Origin of the sequence: Labrenzia sp. 5N, from assembly GCF_012395805.1 — a bacterium.
GTDB classification, from domain to species: domain Bacteria; phylum Pseudomonadota; class Alphaproteobacteria; order Rhizobiales; family Stappiaceae; genus Roseibium; species Roseibium algicola.
The window spans coordinates 467,565-490,433 of the sequence record NZ_JAAZTM010000016.1; the positions used below are offsets into that span (position 1 = coordinate 467,565).

The following is a 22,869-nucleotide window of genomic DNA, read 5'->3' on the forward strand; positions in this document are numbered from 1 at the left end:
AGCCCGGAGATTATTTGGATCCAGTTGGTTTCTGGAGAAAATGTGCCGTCAGACCAGTTCAGCAGCAATACGCGCGGCCAGGCGGGCATTGTTGCGCACCAGCGCGATGTTGGTGTCGAGGCTGCGGCCGCCGGTCAGCTCCAGGATGGCGCCGAGAACGAACGGGGTCACGTCCTTGCCGCGAACACCCTTCGCAGTGGCATCCGCAATGGCGGCATCAATATAACCAGTCATTTCGTCCCGCGGGATCTGGTCGGCTTCCGGTACCGGGTTGGCGATCAGGACACCGCCATGATCCGGGAAACGGGACCGCATCTTCAGGAGCGAACCGATTTCGGCAGCCGAATTCAGGGAGTAGGGGGCCTTGAGACCACTGGCCCGCGACCAGAAAGCCGGCAGTTCTTCCGTGCCGAAAGCAATGACGGGAACGCCCTTGGTCTCCAGAACTTCCAGGGTCTTGGGAATGTCGAGCAATGCCTTGGCACCGGCGGACACCACACAGACCGGCGTGCAGCCAAGCTCGTCGAGGTCGGCGGAAATGTCGAAGCTTTCTTCCGCGCCCTTGTGAACGCCGCCGATGCCGCCCGTGGCAAAAACCTTCAGGCCCGCCGCATGCGCCGCCATCATCGTGGCGGCGACGGTTGTCGCGCCGTAGCGTCCGGTGGCAAGTGCGAAGGTCATGTCGGCACGTGAACACTTCATCACGTCCTTGGCCTGTGCCAGGCGGTCGAGATCCTCATCGGAAAGGCCCACCATGATCTTGCCGTCCATCAGCGCGATGGTGGCCGGAACGGCGCCTTCCGCGCGAATGTCGGCTTCCACCTCACGGGCGGTCTCAACGTTCTTCGGAAAAGGCATGCCATGGGTGATGATGGTCGATTCCAGCGCAACGATCGGCTTGCCGTTCGCAAGTGCCTCGCGCACTTCATCGCTGTAAACGATTAGATCCTTGATGGCGGAGGGCGTTGTCGGAGTGGTCACGGCGTGTGCCTTTCTGTTTTCGTCCGGCTGCTCGGGCCGGTTCAATTCTGCGGGTCTTATAGGCGCAAGGCGGAGCAGCGCCAAGATTGGAATTTGTCCATATGGTCAAAAGTTGGCGAGGGCATCCCAGGAGAGCTCTTCCGCGAGGGCGCCGGTGCTGCGCAGGGTCAGGGCTGCAGCTGCAAGGCCAAGAGGGACTGCTTGCGTCAGGCCATAGCCTCTGGCGAGCGCCGCGACCGTTCCGGCGCTTAATGCATCGCCTGCTCCGGTGACATCGACGATATCTGTTTGAAGCGGTGCGAACCGGTGAAGTTTCCCGCTTTCGAGCACCAGCACATCAGATGCTGCGCTGGTCAGGACAAAACTCTTGAGGCCGGTCTGCGACAAGGCCGCCGCCAGGTCTTCGGAAGACGTGTCGCGGGAAAGCCCTGTAAGCGTGACCGCTTCGCCGCGGTTCAGCATCAGGCAATCCAGTTTGCCGAGAACCCCACGCAGCCTGATTGCCTTGGCATCCGAAACGGCATTGGCAACAAGACGCCCGGGCAAGGCACGCCCCGTCAGCCGGACCAGCATTGCAGCGGGCAGGTTGGCATCCAGAAACCAGATCGTATCGTCCGTCGCGTTTGCTGCAAGATCCGTGACGATACCGTCGAAGAGATCCTCCGGAGCTTCGGACAGAACACGGTCGTCAACGCAGGCGGCCGCTAGATCACCTGCCGGATTATGCAGCGCGAGGTACTGGCCCGTTGCGAAACCTTTCCGGGCCTTCACATGCAGCTCGAGCCCTTCCTGGCTGAGCTGGCGGGAAAGCATGTCTGCAGCGCCGTCTTCTCCAACTGCTCCCACGAGGCGTGTTCCAACCCCTAGCCGAACCAGTGCACGGGCAATGTTCGTGGCAACGCCGCCCGGCTTTGCGTTCAACCTCGATGGGGTCGAAGTCTCGGGGCGGATCGGCTCGCTGGCATGGGCGATCGTATCGTAATGGATCGCACCGATTGCGATGACGGGGGAGGAGATGTCTGAAGTCACGTTCTGGACTGTCTCATGAAAAGCCGGGATCAGAACAGAAGCGTTCGATGCGCCGGTGCTGGCAACCGTTGAAAGCGCGGGCTAGCAGATTAAGCGGGGGGCGGCAACTGGTGGCAGGCAAGCGACGGTGATTCTGCACGATCGCGGAATCACGGGATGTTCCGATCAATAGATTACGCTAGGTAAGTTCTAAAATCGATAAGTGAGAACATATTGGAAACAAACAGCCATTTTCATTTTAATACCAATCGGTTTTGCCGACTTGTCAAGTGAGAACAAAATGTGTACAAAGGCTCTCATTGAAACGGCGCGTCCATCGTGGAATAAGGAGCGTAAGCCATGTCGCAAAGTACACTTCGTCTCGTAGAAAGCAGCCAGATGGATAAGACAAAAGCGCTGGACGCAGCGCTCAGCCAAATCGAACGCGCCTTCGGCAAAGGCTCCATCATGAAGATGGGTCAGGGCCAAGTGGTTGAGGTGCAAGCCGTCTCGACCGGGTCACTCGGACTTGATATCGCGCTCGGGATCGGCGGTCTGCCGCGCGGCCGTATCGTCGAGATCTACGGGCCGGAGTCTTCAGGTAAAACCACGCTTGCCCTGCATGCGGTTGCCGAAGCCCAGAAGACCGGTGGTATCTGCGCCTTTGTCGATGCGGAGCACGCGCTGGATCCGATCTATGCGCGCAAGCTTGGCGTCGATATCGACAATCTGCTGATCTCCCAGCCGGACGCTGGTGAACAGGCGCTTGAAATTGCCGACACGCTGGTGCGGTCCGGCGCCATCGACGTTCTGGTCATCGACTCGGTTGCAGCGCTGACGCCGAAGGCCGAACTCGAAGGCGAGATGGGCGACAGTCTGCCGGGCATGCAGGCCCGCCTGATGAGCCAGGCTCTTCGCAAGCTGACCGCTTCGATTTCCAAGTCGAAGTGCATGGTGATCTTCATCAACCAGATCCGCATGAAGATCGGCGTCATGTTCGGTTCTCCGGAAACCACGACCGGCGGTAACGCGCTCAAGTTCTATGCCTCCGTCCGTTTGGATATCCGCCGTATCGGTGCGATCAAGGACCGGGACGAAGTGGTCGGCAACCAGACCCGCGTGAAAGTCGTCAAGAACAAGCTTGCGCCTCCTTTCCGTCAGGTGGAATTCGACATCGTCTATGGTGAAGGTGTCTCCAAGACCGGCGAACTCATTGACCTCGGCGTCAAGGGCAACATCGTTGAAAAGTCGGGTGCCTGGTTCTCCTACAACAGCCAGCGTCTTGGCCAGGGCCGGGAAAACGCCAAGCAGTTTCTGAAGGATAATCCGGAAATTGCCGATGAAATCGAACTGGCGATCCGCCAGAACGCCGGCCTGATCGCCGATGCGATCATTGATCCGGACGCTGCATCGGAAGAAGCCGAGGACTGATCCTCAGCTTCCGGTTAGCGCTTACAAAAGCTCCGGACGTTTGTCCGGTCTTCCAAGGGCCTCCTTCCGCACTCCGGAAGGGGGCCTTTTGCTTTTCAGGTCCCGCAACGAAGCGAAATTGGAAGAGGTCAGATCCCGTCGGAGCAGTTGTCCTGCGCGTGAGGGTAGCCTTCATTCCGGAAATCGCCTGTTTCCCGGCAGCTTTCCGTTGGGTCGGGTCCGTGCAACCGCTGGACAGGGTTGGAGGTGAAAGTTAAAAGGCTGTTCCGGCGCGGATCGGCGACCCAGATCCAGCGCCTTCAAGATTTTCAACAGGCCCTCATATGCGGGGCTGTGACCGATGCGAGATCCGAATGACCGGCGTAAATGAAATCCGCTCTGCCTTTCTGGACTATTTCAAGACAAACGGCCACGAAGTGGTCGAGTCCGGGCCGCTGGTGCCGCGTAACGATCCGACCCTGATGTTTGCGAACGCGGGCATGAACCAGTTCAAGAACGTGTTCACCGGTCTGGAAAAGCGCGACTATTCCCGTGCGGTCACGGCACAGAAATGCGTTCGCGCCGGCGGCAAGCACAACGACCTGGATAACGTCGGTTACACTGCGCGCCACCACACCTTCTTCGAGATGCTGGGCAACTTCTCCTTTGGTGACTATTTCAAGGACCGTGCGATCGAACTGGCCTGGAACCTCGTCAACAAGGAATTCGGCCTGCCGAAGGACAAGCTGCTTGTAACCGTCTTTGCCGAAGACGATCAGGCGTTCGATCTTTGGAAGAAGATCGCAGGTCTCAGTGAAGACCGGATTATCCGTATCGCGACGTCGGACAATTTCTGGTCCATGGGCGATACCGGTCCGTGCGGCCCGTGTTCTGAAATCTTCTACGACCATGGCGACCACATCTGGGGCGGCCCTCCGGGTTCAGCGGAAGAAGATGGCGACCGGTTCATTGAGATCTGGAACCTCGTCTTCATGCAGTATGAACAGACGCCGGAAAAGCGTCTCGACCTGCCGCGTCCGTCCATCGACACCGGCATGGGCATCGAGCGTATCGCCGCCGTTATGCAGGGCGTCCACAACAACTACGACATCGACCTCTTCAAGGCGCTGATCGCGGCTTCCGTCAATGCCACGGGTGTGGAAGCAGAAGGCGACGCCACCGGCAGCCACCGTGTGATTGCCGACCATCTGCGGTCCACGAGCTTCCTGATTGCCGATGGTGTGCTTCCGTCCAACGAAGGCCGCGGTTATGTACTGCGCCGGATCATGCGCCGCGGCATGCGCCACGCCCATCTTCTTGGGGCGAGCGAACCGCTGATGCACAAGCTGGTTCCGGCGCTGGTGCGTGAAATGGGCCGTGCCTATCCGGAGCTGAGCCGCGCTGAAGATCTGATCACAGAAACGCTAAAGCTGGAAGAAACGCGTTTCCGCAAGACGCTGGAGCGTGGTCTCGGCCTGCTCGACACAGCAACCGAAGGCCTTGAGGCCGGCGGTCGTCTGGACGGGGAAACCGCGTTCAAGCTTTATGACACCTACGGCTTTCCGCTGGACCTGACCCAGGACGCGCTCAGAACGCGTGACATTTCGGTTGATACGGATGGCTTCGATGCTGCAATGGAGCGCCAGAAGGCGGAAGCCCGTGCGGCCTGGTCCGGGTCTGGCAGCGCCGCGACGGAGGCAGTCTGGTTCGCACTGAAGGAAAAGCACGGTGCCACGGACTTCCTCGGCTATGAGACCGAGACGGCCGAAGGCGTCGTTGCCGGTCTTGCCGCCGACGACAAGGAAGTTGCCAAGCTGTCCACAGGTGAAAGCGGTTTCGTGGTTCTCAACCAGACGCCGTTTTACGGCGAAAGCGGCGGCCAGGTGGGCGACACCGGCTGGATGCTGGCCAATGGCGTCAAGGTTGCCGTGACCAATACGCAGAAGAAGGCCGAAGGTCTCTTCGTTCATTCGGTCACCGTGGAAGTAGGCGAGTTGGTTCCGGGCCTTGCCCTGGAACTGAAGGTCGACCATTCCCGCCGCAAGTCGATCCGTTCCAACCACTCGGCAACGCACCTTGTGCATGAGGCCTTGCGCGAGGTGCTTGGCAATCACGTCGCTCAGAAGGGCTCGCTGGTAACGCCGGAGCGCCTGCGGTTCGACTTCTCGCATCCCAAGCCGGTGAGCGATGAGGAGCTGGCAACGGTCGAGGGCTTTGCCAACGAGATCGTGCTGCAGAACGCGCCCGTCGATACCCGCCTGATGGCGGTCGACGACGCAATCGAAGCTGGCGCCATGGCTCTGTTCGGCGAAAAATATGGTGACGAGGTTCGCGTCGTGTCCATGGGGACCGCTCTCCATGGCCCTAAGCAGGGCAAGCCTTATTCGCTTGAACTGTGCGGCGGTACACATGTGAAGCGTACCGGCGACATCGGTCTGGTGACGCTGGTTTCCGAAGGTGCGGTTGCTGCCGGCGTTCGCCGGATCGAAGCGCTGACCGGCGCAGAAGCCCGTGAATATCTGGATGCCCAGGACAAGCGCATGCGCGAACTGGCCAGCCTGCTGAAGATCAGCGCCGATGATGTTCCGGCTCGCGTGGCCCAGCTGGTTGAAGATCGCAAGAAGCTGGAGCGCGAACTGGCGGATGCCAAGAAGAAGCTCGCCATGGGCGGTGGAGCGGAAGGCGGCACGCCGGTGAAGGACGCCGGCGCGTTCAAGCTGATGGCGCGTATCGTCGAGGGGATCAACCCGAAGGATCTGAAAGGCATGGCCGACGAGGCCAAGACCCAGCTCGGGTCCGGCGTGGTCGTTCTGATCAGCGTTGCCGAAGACGACAAGGCCGCCATCGTGACTGCCGTCACGCAGGATCTGACCGACAAGGTCAGCGCCGTGGATCTGGTGCGGATCGGTTCGGAAGCACTCGGCGGCCGCGGTGGTGGCGGTCGGCCTGATATGGCGCAAGCCGGTGGACCGGATGGGTCCAAGGCCGACGCAGCCGTTGCCGCAATCGAGGCACACCTCACGGGGCTCTGACGGTTCTACAGGCAATCAAAATTGAAAAGGGCGGTCCCATCAGGGCCGCCCTTGTTCGTTTAAGGCGCTCGGTCACTTCTCGGGGAGAAATTACGCGAGCCCCTCCTTGGTCATCCCGGACGCAGTGAAGCGAAGATCCGGGATCGGGGGGTTATTGCTCTCGGCATGGCCTCTTGAGGTCCTGCAAGGTTTGTCGCTCCCCGGTCCCGGCTCGCGCTTCGCTTGGCCGGGATGACGACGGAGGGGATATTGGTTGTTTTGTGGGGAAGGCGGCCCTACTGGCGCTTTTCCCGCTCGCCTGAAGGTATCAGGTCTCTTCCTCGCTACCGAGTTCAAACAAACCCCTCTTTGGTCATCCCGGACGCAGTGAAGCGAAGATCCGGGATCGGGGGGTTATTGCTCTCGGCATGGCCCCTTGAGGTCCTGCAAGACTTGTCGCTCGCCGGTCCCGGCTCGCGCTGTGCTTGGCCGGGATGACGAGGAGGGGGGCGTCGGTTGAGGTGGCCTGATCAGGTCTGCCTCCGGCAGCCTGCCGGTTGGTTCAGTTCAGCAAAGCAGTCACTGCCAGCGCGGCTGCTGCGAAGAACGTCGAGACCAGCAACATTTTCAGCACGATGTGGTGAGGCGTGGTTTCCGCGGCGCGAACCTTGTCGGTGTCTATGGTCATGGTGTCCTCCTTCAGTTCGGTTGGCTATCCATGGAGATGGGGCCTGCGACAAAATTGCCCAATCACGTTCCGCTCACCCCTATGCACAGCTTCGTGCGGCATGGTGAGGGCTGTCCGCGTGGAGAGCTTTGTCGTAGCCTGTCTTTCGGCTATTCATGAAAACGCGAGCAAAATCAGAAACGGGGGGCTCGGTGTCCGGCCACGAATTCAAACGGGCGCTCTATGAGGTGCTTGAGGACACGGGCAAACGCCGCATCGGCGCGCGCGTGCTGCGGAACTTCCTGATCGTCCTCATTCTGATCAACATCGCGCTTGCGGTGCTGGAAACCGTGCCGGAAATCCGTGACATTCTGAGCACGCACCTGCGTCTGATCCAGTTGGGCAGCGGACTTGTCTTTCTGGCCGAATACGTCATGCGTCTTTACGTGGCCGATCTCCATCCGCCGCTGCGCCGTTACGGGCCGGTGTTTTCCAGGCTGCGCTATGCGATCCAGCCAGATGCGATCATTGATCTGATCGGGGCCTTGCCGCTGTTGTTCGTGGTGTTCTTGCCCAATCAGGCCGTCACGATGGTCGTCATCCTGAGGCTGCTGCGCTTCCTGAAGCTGGCCCGGTATTCACCGGCGTTGCGTTCGTTGATTTCCGCCGTCGGCAACGAGCGCAGGGCGCTGCTCGGATCGAGCATGATCATCTGCGGTGTCATCCTGATGGCCGCCACGTTGATGTATCTGATCGAGCATGACGACCAGCCGGAAAAGTTCCGCAGCATTCTGCACGGAATCTATTGGGCGATTACCACTGTGACGACCGTTGGCTATGGCGATGTCGTGCCGGTCACCAATCTCGGCAAGACGGTTGGGGGTATCGTCATGCTGATGGGCTACGGGCTGATAGCCTTGCCGGTCGGCATCATTGCTTCGGCCTTTGCCCGGGAAATCCATAGCCGGGATTTTGTCGTCACCTGGTCGATGGTGGCGCGCGTGCCTCTGTTCGAAGACTTGAAGGCGACGGAGATTGCCGAAGTTGCGAAGCTGCTGCAGTCGCTTCGCGTGCGCAAGGGCGGCACGATTGCAGAGCAGGGCGATGTTGCGGACAAGATGTATTTCATCGCCGACGGAGAAGTCGAAATCCGGCTGCAGCACGACACGGTCTATCTGGGAGAAGGCAGTTTCTTTGGCGAATTGGCACTGATCAATCAGACACCCAGAACCGCGAAAGTGGTCGCTTACAAGGATTGCCAGCTTCTGGTGCTGGAGGCGGAAGCCCTCAAACACCTGATGGACAGGGATGAAGGGCTGGCCAAGAAGATCATGGATGAAGCGCGCGACCGTGTGGCGGCGGGAAAACGCGTGCTGGGCGAGCTGGCGGAAGAGGAACTTCAGCAGTCGGGCGTGTTTGCATCTTCAGAGAACACCGACCAGGAGCCGGAGCTCTTCCAGGGGAACGATTCCCAGGAAGATGCCGACTCCGAAGATGACATGATGGAGGAAGTTGCCGGAACGCAGAAGGATCCGGCAAAGTAGGCCAGTCAGAAAGGCGCTCAGTAGGGTGTTAGGCCGCGGGGTACCTGGGCGTAGAGCGGATCGCCCTGCCAGAAGACATCTGTCGGGCCGACGACAAAGTCGACCAGGTTCCATCGGTTGAACTGGTAGCGCAGCAAGGCGAAGGTGACGAGGCCATCCATATACTCCGCCTGCGAGGCGAAAGTCGTGCGGGACAGGTCAATGGCGCCACCACCTGGGCGCTGCGGCGAGACCTGGACGAAAGCCCAGCCATGGCCGGAACGCATCCAGTTGACGACGAACTCGACCGGCGGCCCCACCCTTGCCTCCATCATCGGACGCATTGCATCGAGTATGTCCTTGCGCTCGGCAGTGCCGCGGGAAGGCTCGTGGACGGTTTGTGCCGATGCTGACAGACCGGCACACATCAGCAAAAGGCTGCTCAAGAAAACAATTACAAGCTTTTGAAACCTCATCTAAAAATCCCTTTCTTCATAAAATGATTCAATGTTGCGCCTGCCTGAAGATAAATGGAGCAACGGGCGTCGTGGAACGGCAAAAGACTAACATGTTTGCAGTGTTTCTGACCTGCGGAAAAGATAAAGGCCTGACGCGTAATCGCGCTCAACCAGACAATCCGGTTTTTCTGAAACTGTCGCGTTCCTTGAACATCTGCAGCCATGAGCACAGCTTCGGCGCCGAACGCAGCAGCAGCTGACCTTCTTCTGACAGCTCGAAGAGAGCAAGCATCGGGGCCGCATGGCAGTCGGCGAGGGTGAGCTGATCCCCCATCAGGAACGGACCTTCCGTCACAAGCGCTTCCAGTGTTTTGACGATCGTTCTTGCCCGGCCGAGCGCCGAGGCAATCTTGACTTCATCTGCGGGGGCGCCGCCAGAGGGCTTTGACACCCGTTCGACGAAGATGTCCCAGACGAGGGTCTTGTAGGCGTAATTGTCGAGTATGGAGAGAAGCTGAGCCATGCGCGCCCGCGGTTGCGGAGAGGCTGGCTGAAGCGGAGGTCCGTCGAAGGCTTCGTCGATGTAACGCAGGATGGCCGCTGTTTCGAACAGGGTGAAGTCGCCATGCTTCAGTGTGGGGATCTTGCCGAAAGGCTGCAGCTCAAGATAGCTTTCCGGCGGTCCACCCGGGGCAAACACATCGATCGGGACAAGCTCGTAGGCGATCCCTTTTTCGATAAGTGCCATTCGGGCCGAGCGCACATACACCGAATAGTCCGCACCATAAAGTTCAATCATCGAGACCCTCCGTTCAAACGGTCGAGACGCAGCCTGTCACGGTTGTCGGTCAGGCGCCACACACTGGCGAAGGTAGCGGCAAGGACACCTAGGCCGGTAGCGCCGCCAAGCAGAAACATGATCATGAGCTGGTATTTGACTGCTTCGCGCGGATCGACCCCGGACAGGATCTGCCCTGTCATCATTCCGGGCAATGACACGACGCCTGTTGCCGCCATGGCGTTGATGATCGGCGTGAAACCTGACCGCAGTGCCTGACGGGAGAAGGGGCGTGTCGCTTCCCAGCGGGTGCGCCCCAGCAGCAACTGGGCTTCCACATCGCGCCGCCCGCGGGCAAGGGACGTGTGAAGCGTATCAAGGCCGAGGCTGACCCCGGTCATGGTGTTGCCGAGCACCATGCCGAAAAGCGGCAGTGCATATTGCGGCATCCAGACCGGGTCGGGGCGGATGAGCCCTGCCAGGGCGTAGATCGTGACGAGGGTGCCTGCGACCAGCATGACGGCAACGCCCAGCCCCGGGCCCCAGAGGCCAGCCAGGCGACGGTCCTGCCGCGCCCAGATTTCGCGCCCTGCAAAAGCCAGCATCACTGCAGCAGCCAGCAGTGTCCACAACAAGGATCCGGCAAAGAAGATTGCCTTGAGGACAAGCCCAACCAGGATCAGCTGTACGCTCATTCTCAAGGCCGAGATGATGAGCGTGCGGGTGAGGCCGAGATCAAGCACGATCGAAAAAACCGCGTTCAATAGCAGGAACACCGAGGCAGCCACGAGGTCCCAATAGGTGAGGGCGAGATAACCGGTCACGCGGGCGCTCCCTGGCCAGCACCTGCCTTCAGCTGGCCTTTGTCCATGACAAGCCGTCGTGCTCCGAGTCGTTCGGGCTGGCCGGGGTCGTGCGTGACGATCAGAAGAGCGCGATTGGCAGCAAGCTGGTGTTTCAGGAGAGTTTCGACCAGGTCAACGGAAGGGGGGTCCAACGCGGAGGTGGGTTCATCCAGGAGAAGAACCTGCGGTGCTGTCTGGAGAGCGCGCACAAGAGCAAGGCGTTGGCGCTCACCGGTGGAAAGCCGAGTGACCTCCCAGGCAAGTGCATCGGCAAGACCAACCTGGTGCAGCAGGTTGGGAAGGTCGGAAGTTTCGGCGAAATGATCCTGAACACGGTCCGCCCACCAGCCGCTTTCGGCAGGCACGTAAGCCACCTTTCGGCGCCATTCAGGAGCCGGTATGGATTCGCGCTCCGTGCCATCCAGGGCAACATGGCCGGTGCTTTCATCGAGATCGGCAATTGCTCTGAGAAACAGGGATTTGCCTGCGCCGGAGGGTCCTGAAATCGCAACGGTTTCACCCGCCTGCAAGGCAAGGTCCAGGGGGCCGATCAGAGGCGTCTTCAATTCGCGGATCGTCAACACCGTCCTCTCCTCTGGCTACCGGCCAGGTGAGCCTAGCGCGGGCCGGGAAGAGGGACAATCGGCAGGTTGTTGTTGGGCCGAAAAGCAAAACACCGCGGACAATGTCCGCGGTGTCGCTCCTTCGGCCTTCGCAGGCCAAGCTTTAGTGGGCGGCCATGGCCTTGGCCAGGTTCTCGTCGATCTTGTCCAGGAAGCCGGTGGTGGTGAGCCAGGCCTGATCCGGACCGACGAGCAGGGCAAGGTCCTTCGTCATGTAGCCGGCTTCCACCGTGTCGATACAGACCTTTTCCAGCGTCTGGGCGAAACGGGCAAGCTCCTGATTGTTGTCGAGCTTGGCCCTGTGCGCGAGCCCGCGGGTCCAGGCGAAGATCGAGGCGATGGAGTTGGTCGAGGTGCTCTCGCCCTTCTGGTGCTGGCGATAGTGGCGGGTGACCGTGCCGTGGGCTGCTTCCGCTTCCACGGTCTTGCCGTCCGGTGTCATCAGGACGGATGTCATCAGGCCGAGCGAGCCGAAACCCTGGGCAACCGTGTCGGACTGGACGTCACCGTCGTAGTTCTTGCAGGCCCAGACGTAACCGCCCGACCATTTCAGCGCGGAGGCGACCATGTCGTCGATCAGCCGGTGTTCGTACCAGATGCCGGCTTCGGCGTACTGGTCCTTGAATTCGGCTTCGTAGATTTCCTGGAACAGGTCCTTGAAGCGGCCATCATAGGCTTTCAGGATCGTGTTCTTGGTGGAGAGGTAGCAGGGCACCTTCCTGTTGAGCGCGTAGTTCAGCGAAGCGCGGGCAAAATCGCGGATCGAGTCGTCGAGATTGTACATCGCCATGGCAACGCCGGCGGACGGCGCGTCATAGACTTCGTGTTCGATCACCTGGCCGTCTTCGCCGGTGAAGGTGATGGTCAGCTTGCCCTTGCCGGGGAAGCGGAAGTCGGTGGCGCGATACTGGTCGCCAAAGGCATGGCGGCCGACGATGATCGGCTGGGTCCAGCCCGGCACGAGGCGCGGCACGTTCTGCATGATGATCGGCTCACGGAAGATGACACCGCCAAGGATGTTGCGGATCGTGCCGTTGGGCGAACGGTACATGCGCTTCAGGCCGAATTCCTCAACCCGCGCTTCATCCGGTGTGATGGTGGCGCATTTGACGCCGACGCCATGTTCCTTGATGGCGTTGGCCGCATCGACCGTGATCTGGTCGTCGGTTTCGTCGCGTTTCTGGATCGACAGATCGAAGTAGAGCAGGTCGATGTCGAGATAGGGGTGGATCAGCTTGTCCTTGATAAAGGCCCAGATGATCCGGGTCATCTCGTCGCCGTCGAGCTCGACGACCGGATTGTCGACTTTGATCTTTGCCATGGGACGCATTGCCTCGCGGGTCTGGAAAATGGGACGGTGAAACGGAAATCTGAATGGTGCGAGTTGTACCTGATTTCTATTGTGTGCGCTTGTATACAATGTTGCGCCGCGAGGCAAGGGGGCTGTTCAGTTTGCCCCGGACCATGCCTCGAAGAAGGTTCTTTAATGGATGTCTTCACAGGTGCTCCGAAGATTGCCCAAGGTTTGCGACTAAATTTCGGACCTAAAGTTTTTCCTGATGCTCCCGGATTTCCTGCGCATGCGGCCGTACCAGATCGGCCACCGTGACCTGCCCAAGCTTCTCCTGAAATGTTTCGCGTGCCGCCTTCAGCGCGGCTGAAGTTGCCCGGTTGGCGGCCTGTTCCAAAAGGCAGGTGGGGGCGTCGGCGGATTGACCGACGGCAAAAAGCTGCGGTGAGCCGAGGGCGGCATAGACCTCGGCCAGCGAGATGCTGTCCAGGCTCTTGGCCAGCACCCAACCGCCGCCATGACCCTTGGTGGCCCCGACGAAACCCGCTTCCCGCAGCCCCGCCATGGTGCGCCGGACCAGGGAAGGGTTGGTGTTGAGCATCTTCCCGATCTGGTCGGACGTCACCGGGTCTTCAGTCTGGTCCAGATGCAGGAGCACGTGAAGCACGCGCGGCAATCGGCTGTCGGTTCGCATGGAAATCTCCGTTTGGAAAACCTTATGCCGGATTCGATTACGTGACAATTCAAGGCACAAGAGATTGACGTGTGTGAATATGTAACTTTATAAGTAACAAAATCGAGTTCACGCCTTGCCAGGAGTTCTGAATGTCCCTTTTGTTTGACGGTGCGACCAGGGAGAGGCGCAATCGCTGGGCCGCGCTCGCCGCGCTCTACCTTGCCATGTTCATGAATATTCTCGATGTGTCGGTGGTCAATCTGGCGCTGCCGTCCATCCGCCAAGGACTTGGCGCCACGGACACCCAGTTGGAATGGGTGCTGGTTGTCTATGTGCTGGCATTTGCCGCCGGTTTGCTGCCTTTCGGCCGGTTTGGAGACGTGGTCGGCAGGGGTCGGGTCTTCCGCTGGGGTGTCGCCGGGTTTACCGCCAGTTCCCTGGCATGCGGACTGGCGCCCGATATAGGCACCCTGATTACCGCCCGCGGCCTGCAGGGGCTTTGCGCGGCGATGATGGTGCCGCAGGTACTCGCCATTGTTCACGTGATCTTTCCGGCAGAGGAAAAAGGCAAGGCCATCGGCCTGTTCGGCTCCATCAGCGCACTTGGGGCCGTGGCGGGGCCGCTGGTGGGCGGGGCAATTGTGGCGGCCGATATCTTCGGGCTGGGCTGGCGGCCGATCTTCCTGATCAATCTGCCTGTCGGGTTGATCTCGCTGGCCGGCGCTCTTCGCTTTCTGCCGCATATCGAAAACGAGAGCCGGGTGATGCCGGATTGGTCCGGAACGTTTCTTTTTGCCCTCGCGGTGCTGGCGCTGGTGTTTCCGCTTGTGGAAGGCAGGCAATTCGGCTGGCCGTTCTGGTGTTTTGCCTTGATGGGGCTAAGCGCAGTACTGGCTTTCCTGTTCTACCGGCTGCAGGTTCAGAAGGCTCGCCTCGGCCAGGCGCAGCTTCTGCCGGTGCTTCTGACAGGGGACCGCGTTTTTGTTGCGGGCGTCGCGTTTGTCGCGCTGTTCTTTTCCGGTCTTGCAGGCATGTTCTTCATGATGGCGCTCTTCCTGCAGGCGGGCCTTGGACTATCGCCCATGACAGCCGGGCTCATCCTGGCGCCGCATCCGGTTGGTGTCATCCTTGCGTCCGCGATGACAGGCCGCTTCGGAACCCGCTTTCAGGCGGCAAGGATCAGCCTTGCCATGCTGGCGGTCTTCTGCGGTCTGGTGGCGGTGCGCCTGCTTGTTTCCGATGGACTATCGGCAAGCCTGCTGGTGGTGCCATTCCTGATTGTCGGACTTGGTACCGGAACGATGATTCCAGCATTGTTCCAGCTCGTGTTGTCGCGGGTTTCCGGACCGGATGCCGGAGCGGGGTCCGGTGTTCTCCAGGCCTTCCAGCAGATCGGCATGGCGCTTGGTATCGCGGTGCAGGGCCAGATCTTCTTCCAGGTTCTGGCTGTTGGTCGTAGTGAGGCTCTGTACCGGGATGCTGCGGCTGCAGCGTTGCTCTATCCGGCGAGTTCGTGTTTCGCGCTTGCTGTGCTTGCCGTTGGTCTTGCCTGTAAATTCCGCTCTGGATGAACTGCGTGTTCACGGCTGCTGGTAGCGGACAGCAAAGGCGCGTGCAGGCAAGCGGATTTCTCCGCCGGTATCGAGTTGACCCTGGAGCTTTGCCTTCAGCTCATCACGTTTTTCCCGTGGCAGGTTCATGCAATAGCCGGGTGCGGGCCCGGCCCCGAGCGTGAACGGATGCCAGAATTCTTCAATCCCCGGAAACACGGTGTCGACTTCAAGGGTGTGAACACTGGCACCCGGCAACCGGGCTTCAGTGCAAAGTTGGCGGAGCCCGTCCGGAGTGCAAAAGGGAAACCGAAGCGCCTCATCAAGTTCTTCGGCTGCGGGGTCGATTGAAGCGGCTGCTTTCCAGAAGGCGTCAATGAAGCCCATGCCACCTCCCGGGTAGTCCCAGACATAGAAGGATATTGTTCCGCCAGGGCGGGTAATGCGACGCAACTCGGCAAGTGCCTGCAGCTTGTCCGGAACGAAGTTGAGCGCGAGGGCTGACGTTGATACGTCAACGGAGTTGTCGGGAAGCGGCAGGTCCTGTGCAGACCCGACTTCAAAGCGGGCTCTCGCGTCGGTGATCGCTTCCCGCGCATGCATCACGAAGCCTTCCGAAAGATCGAGACCGACAACCGATTTTGGCTTGGCCATATCGAGTATGGTTTCGGTCAAGACTCCGGTGCCGCTCCCTATGTCCGCCCAGTCTGCATCAGCAGGCGCGTTGAGCCAGGACACGAACTCTCTTGCGATCAATCGGCTCCATCTGCCCATGTAGTGATCGTAACTGCGACCTGCACTCCAGGAATCGTGTTTCGCATTGCCGGACATGTCCTTGGCCTCCCGCCCAGGATTGATATTCCAGATACGAAAATAGTGCCTTTGAAAGTGAATTTGGACAACGGCAATCTATCTAGCGCCGGACCTAAATCGCGAGAAAACTGATGAGATGGGGCAGGACATTCGAGAGCTGCAGGTCAGATCCTGACCGGCCGGCGAACCGGCGCACTTCGATCTGGCGATTGAAGGCCGCACCAGGTTCACCGCGCGGCAGCTGGGCTTCTGCAATCCAGGTGTCCACGTAGGGCTGCGCCTGCACTGCGCCCTTGCCAATATGTCGAATCCTGTCCCGGTAAAGCAAAAACTATTTATAGTTGCCCTTGCTCGACAACAAACCACGAAAATTGCCCACGAACCGACAACGTCAAGAACAGTATGTTCAGAAGCTGCTCAGACGCGCGTCGATTTGGGGTGTTGGTTGAAAATCGCACGTTTCGGTACAGAAATCGGGCCAAGTTGAGAGTGTGATCGATTCAAATCTTCCGTAGATGCCGGTCAGGCTTGGTAATTCTACGCGGACAGGGTTTCTCGTGAATTCAGTAGTGCCTAGGAAAATTTGACGAGCAATTTGGCCGGTGTGAAAGAAATAGATGCTCGTAGGTTCAATAGTTCCAGAATAGGGTCGTGTTTCCTCTTTCAGGTTCAGAATTTGTTGAGGCGGCTGCCGAAACACTGCTGGTATCGGGTCGCACTTCGACCCGCGCAACGCAATGGACCGAAAGGGCTTGTTTCGTGCTCGAAACCGTTCGATCAAGAGGAAACGCGCTGTTCAAGCGCGTCTTTGTGCGGGCAACGCTTTATGGCGTGTTCGGATTGCTGGCTTTTTCGCTGGTTCTGATCGGCATCGATTATCTGACCCAGACGGACAAGATCGAGGAACGCCTTGCTCGGACTGCTCACGACAAGGCGCTGTTTGTCACCAATATCGCGGCGCGCGAAATCGCCAACAAGAACTATGGTGAAGTCGAGCGGCTTTTGAATGCGATTGCGGGCGACAAATACATTATCGCAGCCAAGGCCTATAGCCGTTTCGGTCAGGAGTTCGCCAGCGATTTTACCTCCGCAGAACCTTCGAGTGCCGTGCAGTTCAATGAAGGCGCCCTGAATGTCGCGCAGTCGGGCAAGGCTCAGTATTCGGAAACCGTCGACACGATCGAATACATCCTGCCGGTTTCCCGCAGCGGGGAAGTGGTGGGGTCTGTGCTGGTGCGCATTTCGAAGCACGAGCTTGCGGGCGTTCTGAGGGAAAAGATTGTTCAGGTGGTGTTGATCCTGGCGGTTCTTCTTCTTGCCTTCGTTCCGGTGATTGCTGCCCTGATGTACCGGGCGACGGCAGGTGTCAGCCGCGTCACGCAGGCAGCGAATGAGGCCGCAGCCGGTTACCTCGACTGCAATCTGGAAACTGATGCACCAGGCGAGGTGGGTGACCTGCAAACCGCGTTCCGCGGAATGATGGTCAAGCTGCGCGAGAATATTCTGCGGATCGAGGAACTCGCCTACACCGATCGCATTACCGGTTTGCCCAACAGGGCCAAGCTGGACAATGTCGCGATGACGCTGATCGATCTGCGACCCAAGGAAACGGGCAGCGTTCTTTACATCGGACTGGACCGCTTCAAACTGATCAACGACATGCACGGACATGCCGTAGGCGACAAGCTGTTGCGGCTGGTCGGCAACCGGTTGGCCGTCCTGGTCGACGAGCTGGCCAAGCCACTGACGTTAAAACCCCCCTGCGTTGCCCGGTTTTCCGGCGACGAATTCGTCGTACTGTTACCCGGCGTCGATGATCTGCAGACGCTTGCCAAGTTGTCCAGAACGATGGTCGAGCGGCTGGGTGGGGCCTACAGAATTGGCCGGCTTTCCCTTTCGCTGACCGTCAGCGCGGGGATCGCGAGATACCCGGAGCACGGTACAACGGCCGAGGAAGTTCTGCGAAACGCCAACATGGCCATGTATGAAGCAAAGGGTGCCGGCAGGGCTCAGTCGATCGCCTACAACGATATCATTCGCGAACGGATGACCGAGCGCGAACAGATCCGGCACAGGCTGCAAAGCGCGCTGAGAGACCGCACGCTATCCGTTCACTACCAGCCGAAGGTCGACATTTCGTCCGGCAAGATTGTCGGTTCAGAAGCGCTGCTGCGCTGGAACGATGCCGAACTCGGATCCGTACCGCCCTACAAGTTCATTCCCGTGGCAGAAGAATGCGGTCTGATCGTTCCGATCGGAGAATTCGTGCTGGCATCCGCGCTCTCCGACATGAAATCCCTGCACCGGCAGAATATCGATGTATCTGTCGCCGTGAACGTTGCGCCGGCGCAGCTGCAGGCGAAGGGATTTACCGGCAGAATGCTCGGGATCATTGGCGAGAGCGGGTTCTCGACGGAGAAGCTGGAACTGGAAGTGACGGAATCGAGTCTTGTCGACTATTCGCAGAACCTTCTGGATCAGATCCTGCCGATCAAGAAAGAAGGCGTCAAATTTGCAATCGACGACTTCGGCACCGGCTATTCCTCGCTGCACAGTCTCGCAAGCATGCCGTTCGACACGCTGAAGATCGACCGGTCCTTCATCATGGACATTGCCAATTGCGAGGATCGACGGACCATCGTCGAGCTGATCCTGATGCTGGCGAGGCAGCTCAATCTCAACACAGTTTCCGAAGGGGTCGAGACCCAGTTGCAGATGGATTACATCAATCTGTGGGGCGGGACGCTCGGCCAGGGCTACTTGTGGAGCCCGGCAGTGCCGTTCGGCGAGTTCTCGCGAATGGTCATGAAGCGGGAAGAAGAGGCGAATGCGGCCGAGCCCTGGAGGCAGGCAGCCTCCTGAACTCCGATGAGGGATGTCCTGATGGCCGTATGTGTCTAGTCGTGTACGTCGACCAGACCTTCAAACAGAGCGCTCTTCGAACCGTCGGACAGGCATTCCACGGTCAGCGCCTCCGTGAAGGCCTGCTGGTCAGAGGCTTCGACGGGGCTTTCTGCGAGTAGCGTCAGGATCTCGTTGCCGAGGCGCAACAGCTCCGGACGGACATCCTTGATCAGGTCGGGTACGTTCTGCGGACGAGCTTCACCGCTCTCCCAGCGTTCGATCCAGCAGGTTTGAATGTCCTTGGCCGCATCGATCTGCGCCTGGAAAAACAAGGTGACATTGTCAGCCGACAGGCCGTTTTCGACTGCCTTTTCGCGGGCAGCATCCAGCACCACCTTTTCCCTCGGCAGATCCTCGACAGGTTTGTCGTTATCCGCTTTCCAGGCTGCAACCGACTGCATGAACGACAGACGTTCGTTGATGGCGCCGAAAAGCTTGTCAGGTGCCGCCCAGCCAGGAGTGACGGTGGAAGCAAGAAGAGATACCGCAAGAGCGGTCAGGGGGATCGATTTCAACATGGTCGAAGACTTTCACAGGTCACCGCCTGCGGCAAGTCTTTGGTTGTGGTCTACTTCTTTTCAACCGAGCGACTAATCTCGGTGATCACGCCGAATGCGACGGCGGCCATGATCTTCAATAGTCCGCTGTCGAGCGCCTGTTCGCGTGTCAGATTGCCAAGGAAAAAACCCGGTCTTGGTTCAGTGACTGCTCCAAGAGTAACGCCGGCCAGAAGTGCCAGCTGAATGCAGCCAAGGAAAAAGACGACACCAGCGATAAGCGTTCCCAATTTGGTAAAGGGCATTGCAAACTCTCATGATGTGCTTTGTATTCGAGTGAGGTTATCTTTCGTTAGGGTTTCTGCAAGTAAAAATCACAATTACCCTAAATACAGAAAAGTTTAATAAACAAAGGTTTTGATTTTCATCTTTGATTGGATTCTGCAAAGTTCAGAATTTTCAGGTGGCTGACGCAATTTCCTGAAGAAGTGTTTTGAGATCTGAAGCTTGTCGGTGATGCTGATCCGGCTGATTTCGGTGGCGGTCTTCAGGCGGCAAAATTTCGGTGCAATGTCGCATTCAGACCGAATATGGCGAAAATTCGCTTGCAGAATATCGCCAATCCTTGCAAATCTAGACGATGCGATGGTTTCGCCCGAACAAGCGTAAGGGCGGATGAAATGGGAACACGGTGAGGCGTACCCAACAGGGACCAATACCGTGGCTGCCCCCGCAACTGTATGCGACGAGCAAAGCCCTTCAAGCCACTGGAGCGATCCGGGAAGGCGGGCAGCGCAGAGACTCGCGAGCCAGGAAACCTGCCATCCAGCGGTCCCATCGGGGCCGGTTCACACCATCTGCTCGCGCACGGAGGGTGCGCAAAGGAGAAATGACATGCATATCGAACCGGGCATCGTCGACGGTGCCAAAATCGTACTCAGCTACGGCACCGCGGCTGCTTCCTTCGGCCTTCTGGGCAAAATGGCTCTCGACACAATCCGCAAAAGCGGCGTGCTCAGCCTTGCCGTCCGTTCCGTCATCACGACGGTTGCCGTATTCTGCTTCTTCGAAATCCTGCCGCATTACCCGGTCGGTGTTTCCGAAGTGCACTTTATCCTGGGCTCCACCCTGTTCCTGATGTTCGGCGCTGGTCCGGCAGCAATCGGCCTCGCTGCAGGCCTTCTGCTCCAGGGGACGCTGGTTGCTCCTTTCGACCTGCCGCAGTACGGCATCAACGTCACCACGCTGCTCGTGCCGCTGTGGGCTGTCAGCATGCTGGCAAACCGCATCATTCCGGAAAAGACCGCCTATGTTGACGTTTCCTACGTTCAGGCACTGGCTCTTTCCACCACGTTCCAGGCTGGTATCGTTGGCTGGGTTGCTTTCTGGGCATTCTACGGCCAGGGCTTCGGTGCCGAGAACATGGCTTCCGTCGGTTCCTTCGGCTTTGCCTATATGCTGGTGATCCTGGGCGAGCCGCTGGCTGACCTGGCTGTTCTGGCCGCTGCCAAGACCCTGGCGCCGCTGACCCGGAACCTTGCTTTCGAAAATCGGCTGCACAACGCGGCTTAAGTCTTCGGGCTTTTGCCGAAATCAAGTGACGAAGGGCGGCCCTGGGGCCGCCCTTTTTGTTTGTCGTTCCGACGCCTTGACAACGAACAATCAGAGCTTCGTTGCCTCGGTGGAGCGGATCTTCTTCCAGTTGGCTTCCGCCTTGGTGATCGTGCCGGACTGGTCTTTCTGGAACTCGCGGAAGATGGCCTCGTTCAGGAACAGATAAAGCTTGCCGTCCACAACAGCTGCGAACTGCGGATCGCCGTCGAACTTCTTGCCGACTGAAACACCGAAGGTGCAGAAGCCGCCGTTTTGCGGCAGGTACTGATCCGGATGCGCGGTGAAGGCATCCATGGCTTCCTGGGATGCGAAGTAATAGGCAACACCGTCGTGGACGGCCGTATATTGCGCGGTTCCGTCAATCCGGTTGCCCAGGCTGACAAAGGCCACGGGATCGACACCATGAAGACCGAGCGGGCTGCCGGCGGCCGTCAGGCCGCTGGAGGTGTTGTATTCGTCCGCGGCCATTGCCGGGGCAGAGAGAGCGGCAAGAGACAGCAGCGTTGCGGCAATGGCGGATTTCATCAAGGACATGTTCTACTCCTGAAAGGGTATGAAGGTTGAAGGCCGGATTTGCTCCGGTGCCTCTACCTTGCGTCCGAAGCTCAGGCGTCTCCATGTTCGTAAGTTCCCGAGGATTTGCAGATCGTCCGGATTGCAGTTCAAAAAAAGACACCGGCGTGAGGGCCGGTGTCATTGTGCGTTGACGGGGGCTGTCAAGCGGCCTGTGCAACCGTTTCCTGCGGTTTGGCAAGGCTGACCACTGTCAGAACGGCAATGGCGTTGACCAGGTAATAGGCGAAGTCGAGGCCGGTGAAGCCGAGTGCGAAGGGAGCTGCCAGGAACACGATGCCGACGGCAAAATCGACCGCCAGATGAACCGAATAGGGCAGAATGCGGATGATGCCGGTCTGGTGATCCGTCAGGATCGTCAGGGCCAGGGCCGCAAAGCCTGTCAGGAAGGATAGCCAGAAGGCGATCGGGTTGGATTGGCCGAGATCAAGGAATACGGGCAGGGCAATAAGGCCGATCGCGACGGGATAATCGAGATAGGCGTGCATGGTCTTGGTGACGAAGCGAACAGACATCTTTCAGGTGCTCCAGGTTGGTTTCCTGCGGGCGGATTGCCCACGAGCCCAAAGATGTTGGTCGACTTCGGTTCCATCCATGCACGAAAGTCCCTGAAAATTGACCAATCGTCCGGGAGCCTTGCGCTTTGCGGTGTTGAGGCAAAAATGCGGGAATGAGACTTCAACCGGAACCGGCCTTTCATGAAACATGACGCCCTGACCCAGATCCTGGATGCCTTGAAGCTACGGGGATCCGTCTATTTCCATACCTGCTTTTCGCCGCCCTGGGCCGTGCGGGTGCCGGCTTTCGGCAATGTCGCGAGGTTTCACATGGCAATGCGTGGTGGCTGCTGGCTGGCGGTGGACGGTGTTGACAAGCCGATCCGCCTTGCGACCGGTGACCTGGCCGTCATTCCGCACGGGGCCGCTCATATCCTGAGTGATGAACCGGGCCGTCCCGCCGCCGAAGTGGACGAGGTCGTGCGGCAATCCGGTTATACGGGGGAAGGTGCGCTCTATTACGGCGGTCCGGACGAGGAACTGGCCTGCAAACTGTTCTGTGGCCATTTCGAATTCGAGGAAGGCTCGGTACATCCGCTGCTCGATGCCTTGCCATCGGTCATTCATCTGCCCAACACACAGACGATGAACGCCTTCTGGCTGGAAGCAGTGATGCGTTTTGTTGCCAGCGAGGTGCGCGCCGGGCAGCCGGGGTCCGAGGCGATCATCCACCGATTGACGGAGATCATCTTCATCCAGGTGGTGCGAACGTTCGTCGACAGGGAGGGGGACAGGGCCGGATGCCTGGCGGCGGTGCTCAATCCGAAGCTTGGGCGCAGCATGTCCAAGATCCATCTGGCGCCGGAAAAGCCCTGGACGGTGGAGAGCCTTGCCCGGGAAGCCGGCATGTCCCGGACGGTTTTTGCAGACAGGTTTACGAACCTCGTCGGCATGACGCCGCTGGCCTATGTCACCCACTGGCGCATGGAACGGGCACGGCGCGACATTCGGGAGACGGATCTGCCCCTGATCGATATTGCCGAAAATATCGGCTACAGCTCGGAAGCCGCCTTCAACCGGGCCTTCAAGCGTCAATTCAACCAGACACCCGGACAGGTGCGACGGCAAGGCGCGTCAGTGCCGGCCTGAT

The 22,869-nt window shown here is 59.1% G+C and carries 22 protein-coding genes and 1 riboswitch; of the genes, 7 read left to right on the top strand and 15 right to left on the bottom strand.

Annotation, left to right across the window (positions count from 1 at the left end; translation table 11 throughout):
- Positions 1–48: 48 nt before the first annotated feature.
- Positions 49–981 carry a pseudouridine-5'-phosphate glycosidase gene (locus HEP89_RS18030; RefSeq protein WP_168692668.1) on the bottom strand — a complete coding sequence of 311 codons (933 nt, stop codon included), beginning with the start codon at positions 979–981 and terminating at the stop codon, positions 49–51.
- A gap of 105 nt (positions 982–1,086) precedes the next feature.
- A complete protein-coding gene (locus HEP89_RS18035) occupies positions 1,087–2,010 on the bottom strand; it encodes a PfkB family carbohydrate kinase (protein WP_209014750.1) in 924 nt (307 codons plus the stop codon).
- Positions 2,011–2,349: 339 nt separating this feature from the next.
- On the opposite strand from HEP89_RS18035, the gene recA reads away from it, so the two are divergent.
- The gene (gene recA, locus HEP89_RS18040) at positions 2,350–3,420 is read left to right on the top strand and encodes a recombinase RecA (RefSeq protein ID WP_031269221.1); all 1,071 of its coding nucleotides are present in this window, start codon (positions 2,350–2,352) and stop codon (positions 3,418–3,420) included.
- 353 nt (positions 3,421–3,773) lie between these two features.
- A complete protein-coding gene (gene alaS, locus HEP89_RS18045) occupies positions 3,774–6,431 on the top strand; it encodes an alanine--tRNA ligase (RefSeq protein ID WP_168692669.1) in 2,658 nt (885 codons plus the stop codon).
- Between the two features lie 541 nt (positions 6,432–6,972).
- Here alaS and HEP89_RS29880 read toward each other — a convergent pair.
- Positions 6,973–7,098, bottom strand: coding sequence for a hypothetical protein (locus HEP89_RS29880; protein ID WP_023000808.1), 126 nt, complete (start codon positions 7,096–7,098; stop codon positions 6,973–6,975).
- Between the two features lie 191 nt (positions 7,099–7,289).
- On the opposite strand from HEP89_RS29880, the gene HEP89_RS18050 reads away from it, so the two are divergent.
- A complete protein-coding gene (locus HEP89_RS18050; protein WP_209014751.1) occupies positions 7,290–8,621 on the top strand; it encodes a cyclic nucleotide-gated ion channel in 1,332 nt (443 codons plus the stop codon).
- 17 nt (positions 8,622–8,638) lie between these two features.
- Here the strand turns inward: HEP89_RS18050 and HEP89_RS18055 are convergent, their stop codons facing one another.
- The 6 genes from HEP89_RS18055 to HEP89_RS18080 all read right to left on the bottom strand — a co-directional run bounded on the left by HEP89_RS18055 (position 8,639) and on the right by HEP89_RS18080 (position 13,289).
- Positions 8,639–9,076: a hypothetical protein gene (locus tag HEP89_RS18055; protein ID WP_168692671.1), complete on the bottom strand. Its 438-nt coding sequence runs from the start codon at positions 9,074–9,076 to the stop codon at positions 8,639–8,641.
- Between the two features lie 148 nt (positions 9,077–9,224).
- On the bottom strand, positions 9,225–9,857 hold the full coding sequence (locus tag HEP89_RS18060) for a glutathione S-transferase family protein (RefSeq protein ID WP_168692672.1): 633 nt from the start codon (positions 9,855–9,857) through the stop codon (positions 9,225–9,227).
- The gene (locus tag HEP89_RS18065; RefSeq protein ID WP_168692673.1) at positions 9,854–10,660 is read right to left on the bottom strand and encodes an ABC transporter permease; all 807 of its coding nucleotides are present in this window, start codon (positions 10,658–10,660) and stop codon (positions 9,854–9,856) included. The genes HEP89_RS18060 and HEP89_RS18065 overlap by 4 nt, the downstream gene beginning before the upstream one ends.
- Entirely contained in the window at positions 10,657–11,265 is a 609-nt protein-coding gene (locus HEP89_RS18070; protein WP_168692674.1) for an ABC transporter ATP-binding protein, read from the bottom strand. The genes HEP89_RS18065 and HEP89_RS18070 overlap by 4 nt, the downstream gene beginning before the upstream one ends.
- Before the next feature lie 142 nt (positions 11,266–11,407).
- Positions 11,408–12,625 (bottom strand): NADP-dependent isocitrate dehydrogenase, encoded by a 1,218-nt coding sequence (locus tag HEP89_RS18075; protein WP_168692675.1) that lies wholly within the window; start codon positions 12,623–12,625, stop codon positions 11,408–11,410.
- Between the two features lie 223 nt (positions 12,626–12,848).
- The gene (locus HEP89_RS18080; RefSeq protein ID WP_168692676.1) at positions 12,849–13,289 is read right to left on the bottom strand and encodes an Rrf2 family transcriptional regulator; all 441 of its coding nucleotides are present in this window, start codon (positions 13,287–13,289) and stop codon (positions 12,849–12,851) included.
- A gap of 131 nt (positions 13,290–13,420) precedes the next feature.
- On the opposite strand from HEP89_RS18080, the gene HEP89_RS18085 reads away from it, so the two are divergent.
- The gene (locus HEP89_RS18085; RefSeq protein ID WP_168692677.1) at positions 13,421–14,842 is read left to right on the top strand and encodes an MFS transporter; all 1,422 of its coding nucleotides are present in this window, start codon (positions 13,421–13,423) and stop codon (positions 14,840–14,842) included.
- A gap of 9 nt (positions 14,843–14,851) precedes the next feature.
- On the opposite strand, the gene HEP89_RS18090 is transcribed toward HEP89_RS18085, so the two are convergent.
- Together HEP89_RS18090 and HEP89_RS18095 are read right to left on the bottom strand one after the other, a co-directional pair.
- Complete coding sequence (locus HEP89_RS18090) at positions 14,852–15,652, bottom strand: class I SAM-dependent methyltransferase (protein WP_168692678.1); 801 nt, start codon at positions 15,650–15,652, stop codon at positions 14,852–14,854.
- A 94-nt stretch (positions 15,653–15,746) separates the two neighbouring features.
- Entirely contained in the window at positions 15,747–15,902 is a 156-nt protein-coding gene (locus HEP89_RS18095) for a hypothetical protein (protein ID WP_168692679.1), read from the bottom strand.
- A gap of 491 nt (positions 15,903–16,393) precedes the next feature.
- Between HEP89_RS18095 and HEP89_RS18100 the strand changes: the two genes are divergently transcribed.
- A complete protein-coding gene (locus tag HEP89_RS18100; RefSeq protein WP_168692680.1) occupies positions 16,394–18,496 on the top strand; it encodes an EAL domain-containing protein in 2,103 nt (700 codons plus the stop codon).
- A 35-nt stretch (positions 18,497–18,531) separates the two neighbouring features.
- Here HEP89_RS18100 and aroQ read toward each other — a convergent pair whose 3' ends face one another.
- Positions 18,532–19,056: a gamma subclass chorismate mutase AroQ gene (gene aroQ / locus HEP89_RS18105; protein WP_168692681.1), complete on the bottom strand. Its 525-nt coding sequence runs from the start codon at positions 19,054–19,056 to the stop codon at positions 18,532–18,534.
- A gap of 50 nt (positions 19,057–19,106) precedes the next feature.
- Positions 19,107–19,340 (bottom strand): hypothetical protein, encoded by a 234-nt coding sequence (locus HEP89_RS18110; RefSeq protein WP_023000821.1) that lies wholly within the window; start codon positions 19,338–19,340, stop codon positions 19,107–19,109.
- 324 nt (positions 19,341–19,664) lie between these two features.
- Positions 19,665–19,876: riboswitch (cobalamin riboswitch) on the top strand.
- 53 nt (positions 19,877–19,929) lie between these two features.
- On the opposite strand from HEP89_RS18110, the gene HEP89_RS18115 reads away from it, so the two are divergent.
- On the top strand, positions 19,930–20,607 hold the full coding sequence (locus HEP89_RS18115) for an energy-coupling factor ABC transporter permease (RefSeq protein WP_023000822.1): 678 nt from the start codon (positions 19,930–19,932) through the stop codon (positions 20,605–20,607).
- A gap of 90 nt (positions 20,608–20,697) precedes the next feature.
- On the opposite strand, the gene HEP89_RS18120 is transcribed toward HEP89_RS18115, so the two are convergent.
- Together HEP89_RS18120 and HEP89_RS18125 are read right to left on the bottom strand one after the other, a co-directional pair.
- Positions 20,698–21,183, bottom strand: coding sequence for a YHS domain-containing (seleno)protein (locus HEP89_RS18120; RefSeq protein WP_075283922.1), 486 nt, complete (start codon positions 21,181–21,183; stop codon positions 20,698–20,700).
- Between the two features lie 182 nt (positions 21,184–21,365).
- Complete coding sequence (locus HEP89_RS18125) at positions 21,366–21,737, bottom strand: hypothetical protein (RefSeq protein WP_023000824.1); 372 nt, start codon at positions 21,735–21,737, stop codon at positions 21,366–21,368.
- Between the two features lie 183 nt (positions 21,738–21,920).
- Between HEP89_RS18125 and HEP89_RS18130 the strand changes: the two genes are divergently transcribed.
- A complete protein-coding gene (locus HEP89_RS18130; RefSeq protein ID WP_077292511.1) occupies positions 21,921–22,868 on the top strand; it encodes an AraC family transcriptional regulator in 948 nt (315 codons plus the stop codon).
- The last annotated feature ends 1 nt before the right edge of the window (position 22,869 follow it).

Coding starts and splice junctions, on each gene's coding strand:
- recA (WP_031269221.1), top strand. CDS start 2,350: ATGTCGCAAAGTACACTTCGTCTCGTAGAAAGCAGCCAGATGGATAAG.
- alaS (WP_168692669.1), top strand. CDS start 3,774: ATGACCGGCGTAAATGAAATCCGCTCTGCCTTTCTGGACTATTTCAAG.
- HEP89_RS29880 (WP_023000808.1), bottom strand. CDS start 7,098: ATGACCATAGACACCGACAAGGTTCGCGCCGCGGAAACCACGCCTCAC.
- HEP89_RS18055 (WP_168692671.1), bottom strand. CDS start 9,076: ATGAGGTTTCAAAAGCTTGTAATTGTTTTCTTGAGCAGCCTTTTGCTG.
- HEP89_RS18060 (WP_168692672.1), bottom strand. CDS start 9,857: ATGATTGAACTTTATGGTGCGGACTATTCGGTGTATGTGCGCTCGGCC.
- HEP89_RS18075 (WP_168692675.1), bottom strand. CDS start 12,625: ATGGCAAAGATCAAAGTCGACAATCCGGTCGTCGAGCTCGACGGCGAC.
- HEP89_RS18080 (WP_168692676.1), bottom strand. CDS start 13,289: ATGCGAACCGACAGCCGATTGCCGCGCGTGCTTCACGTGCTCCTGCAT.
- HEP89_RS18085 (WP_168692677.1), top strand. CDS start 13,421: ATGTCCCTTTTGTTTGACGGTGCGACCAGGGAGAGGCGCAATCGCTGG.
- HEP89_RS18090 (WP_168692678.1), bottom strand. CDS start 15,652: ATGTCCGGCAATGCGAAACACGATTCCTGGAGTGCAGGTCGCAGTTAC.
- aroQ (WP_168692681.1), bottom strand. CDS start 19,056: ATGTTGAAATCGATCCCCCTGACCGCTCTTGCGGTATCTCTTCTTGCT.
- HEP89_RS18110 (WP_023000821.1), bottom strand. CDS start 19,340: ATGCCCTTTACCAAATTGGGAACGCTTATCGCTGGTGTCGTCTTTTTC.
- HEP89_RS18115 (WP_023000822.1), top strand. CDS start 19,930: ATGCATATCGAACCGGGCATCGTCGACGGTGCCAAAATCGTACTCAGC.
- HEP89_RS18120 (WP_075283922.1), bottom strand. CDS start 21,183: ATGTCCTTGATGAAATCCGCCATTGCCGCAACGCTGCTGTCTCTTGCC.
- HEP89_RS18125 (WP_023000824.1), bottom strand. CDS start 21,737: ATGTCTGTTCGCTTCGTCACCAAGACCATGCACGCCTATCTCGATTAT.
- HEP89_RS18130 (WP_077292511.1), top strand. CDS start 21,921: ATGAAACATGACGCCCTGACCCAGATCCTGGATGCCTTGAAGCTACGG.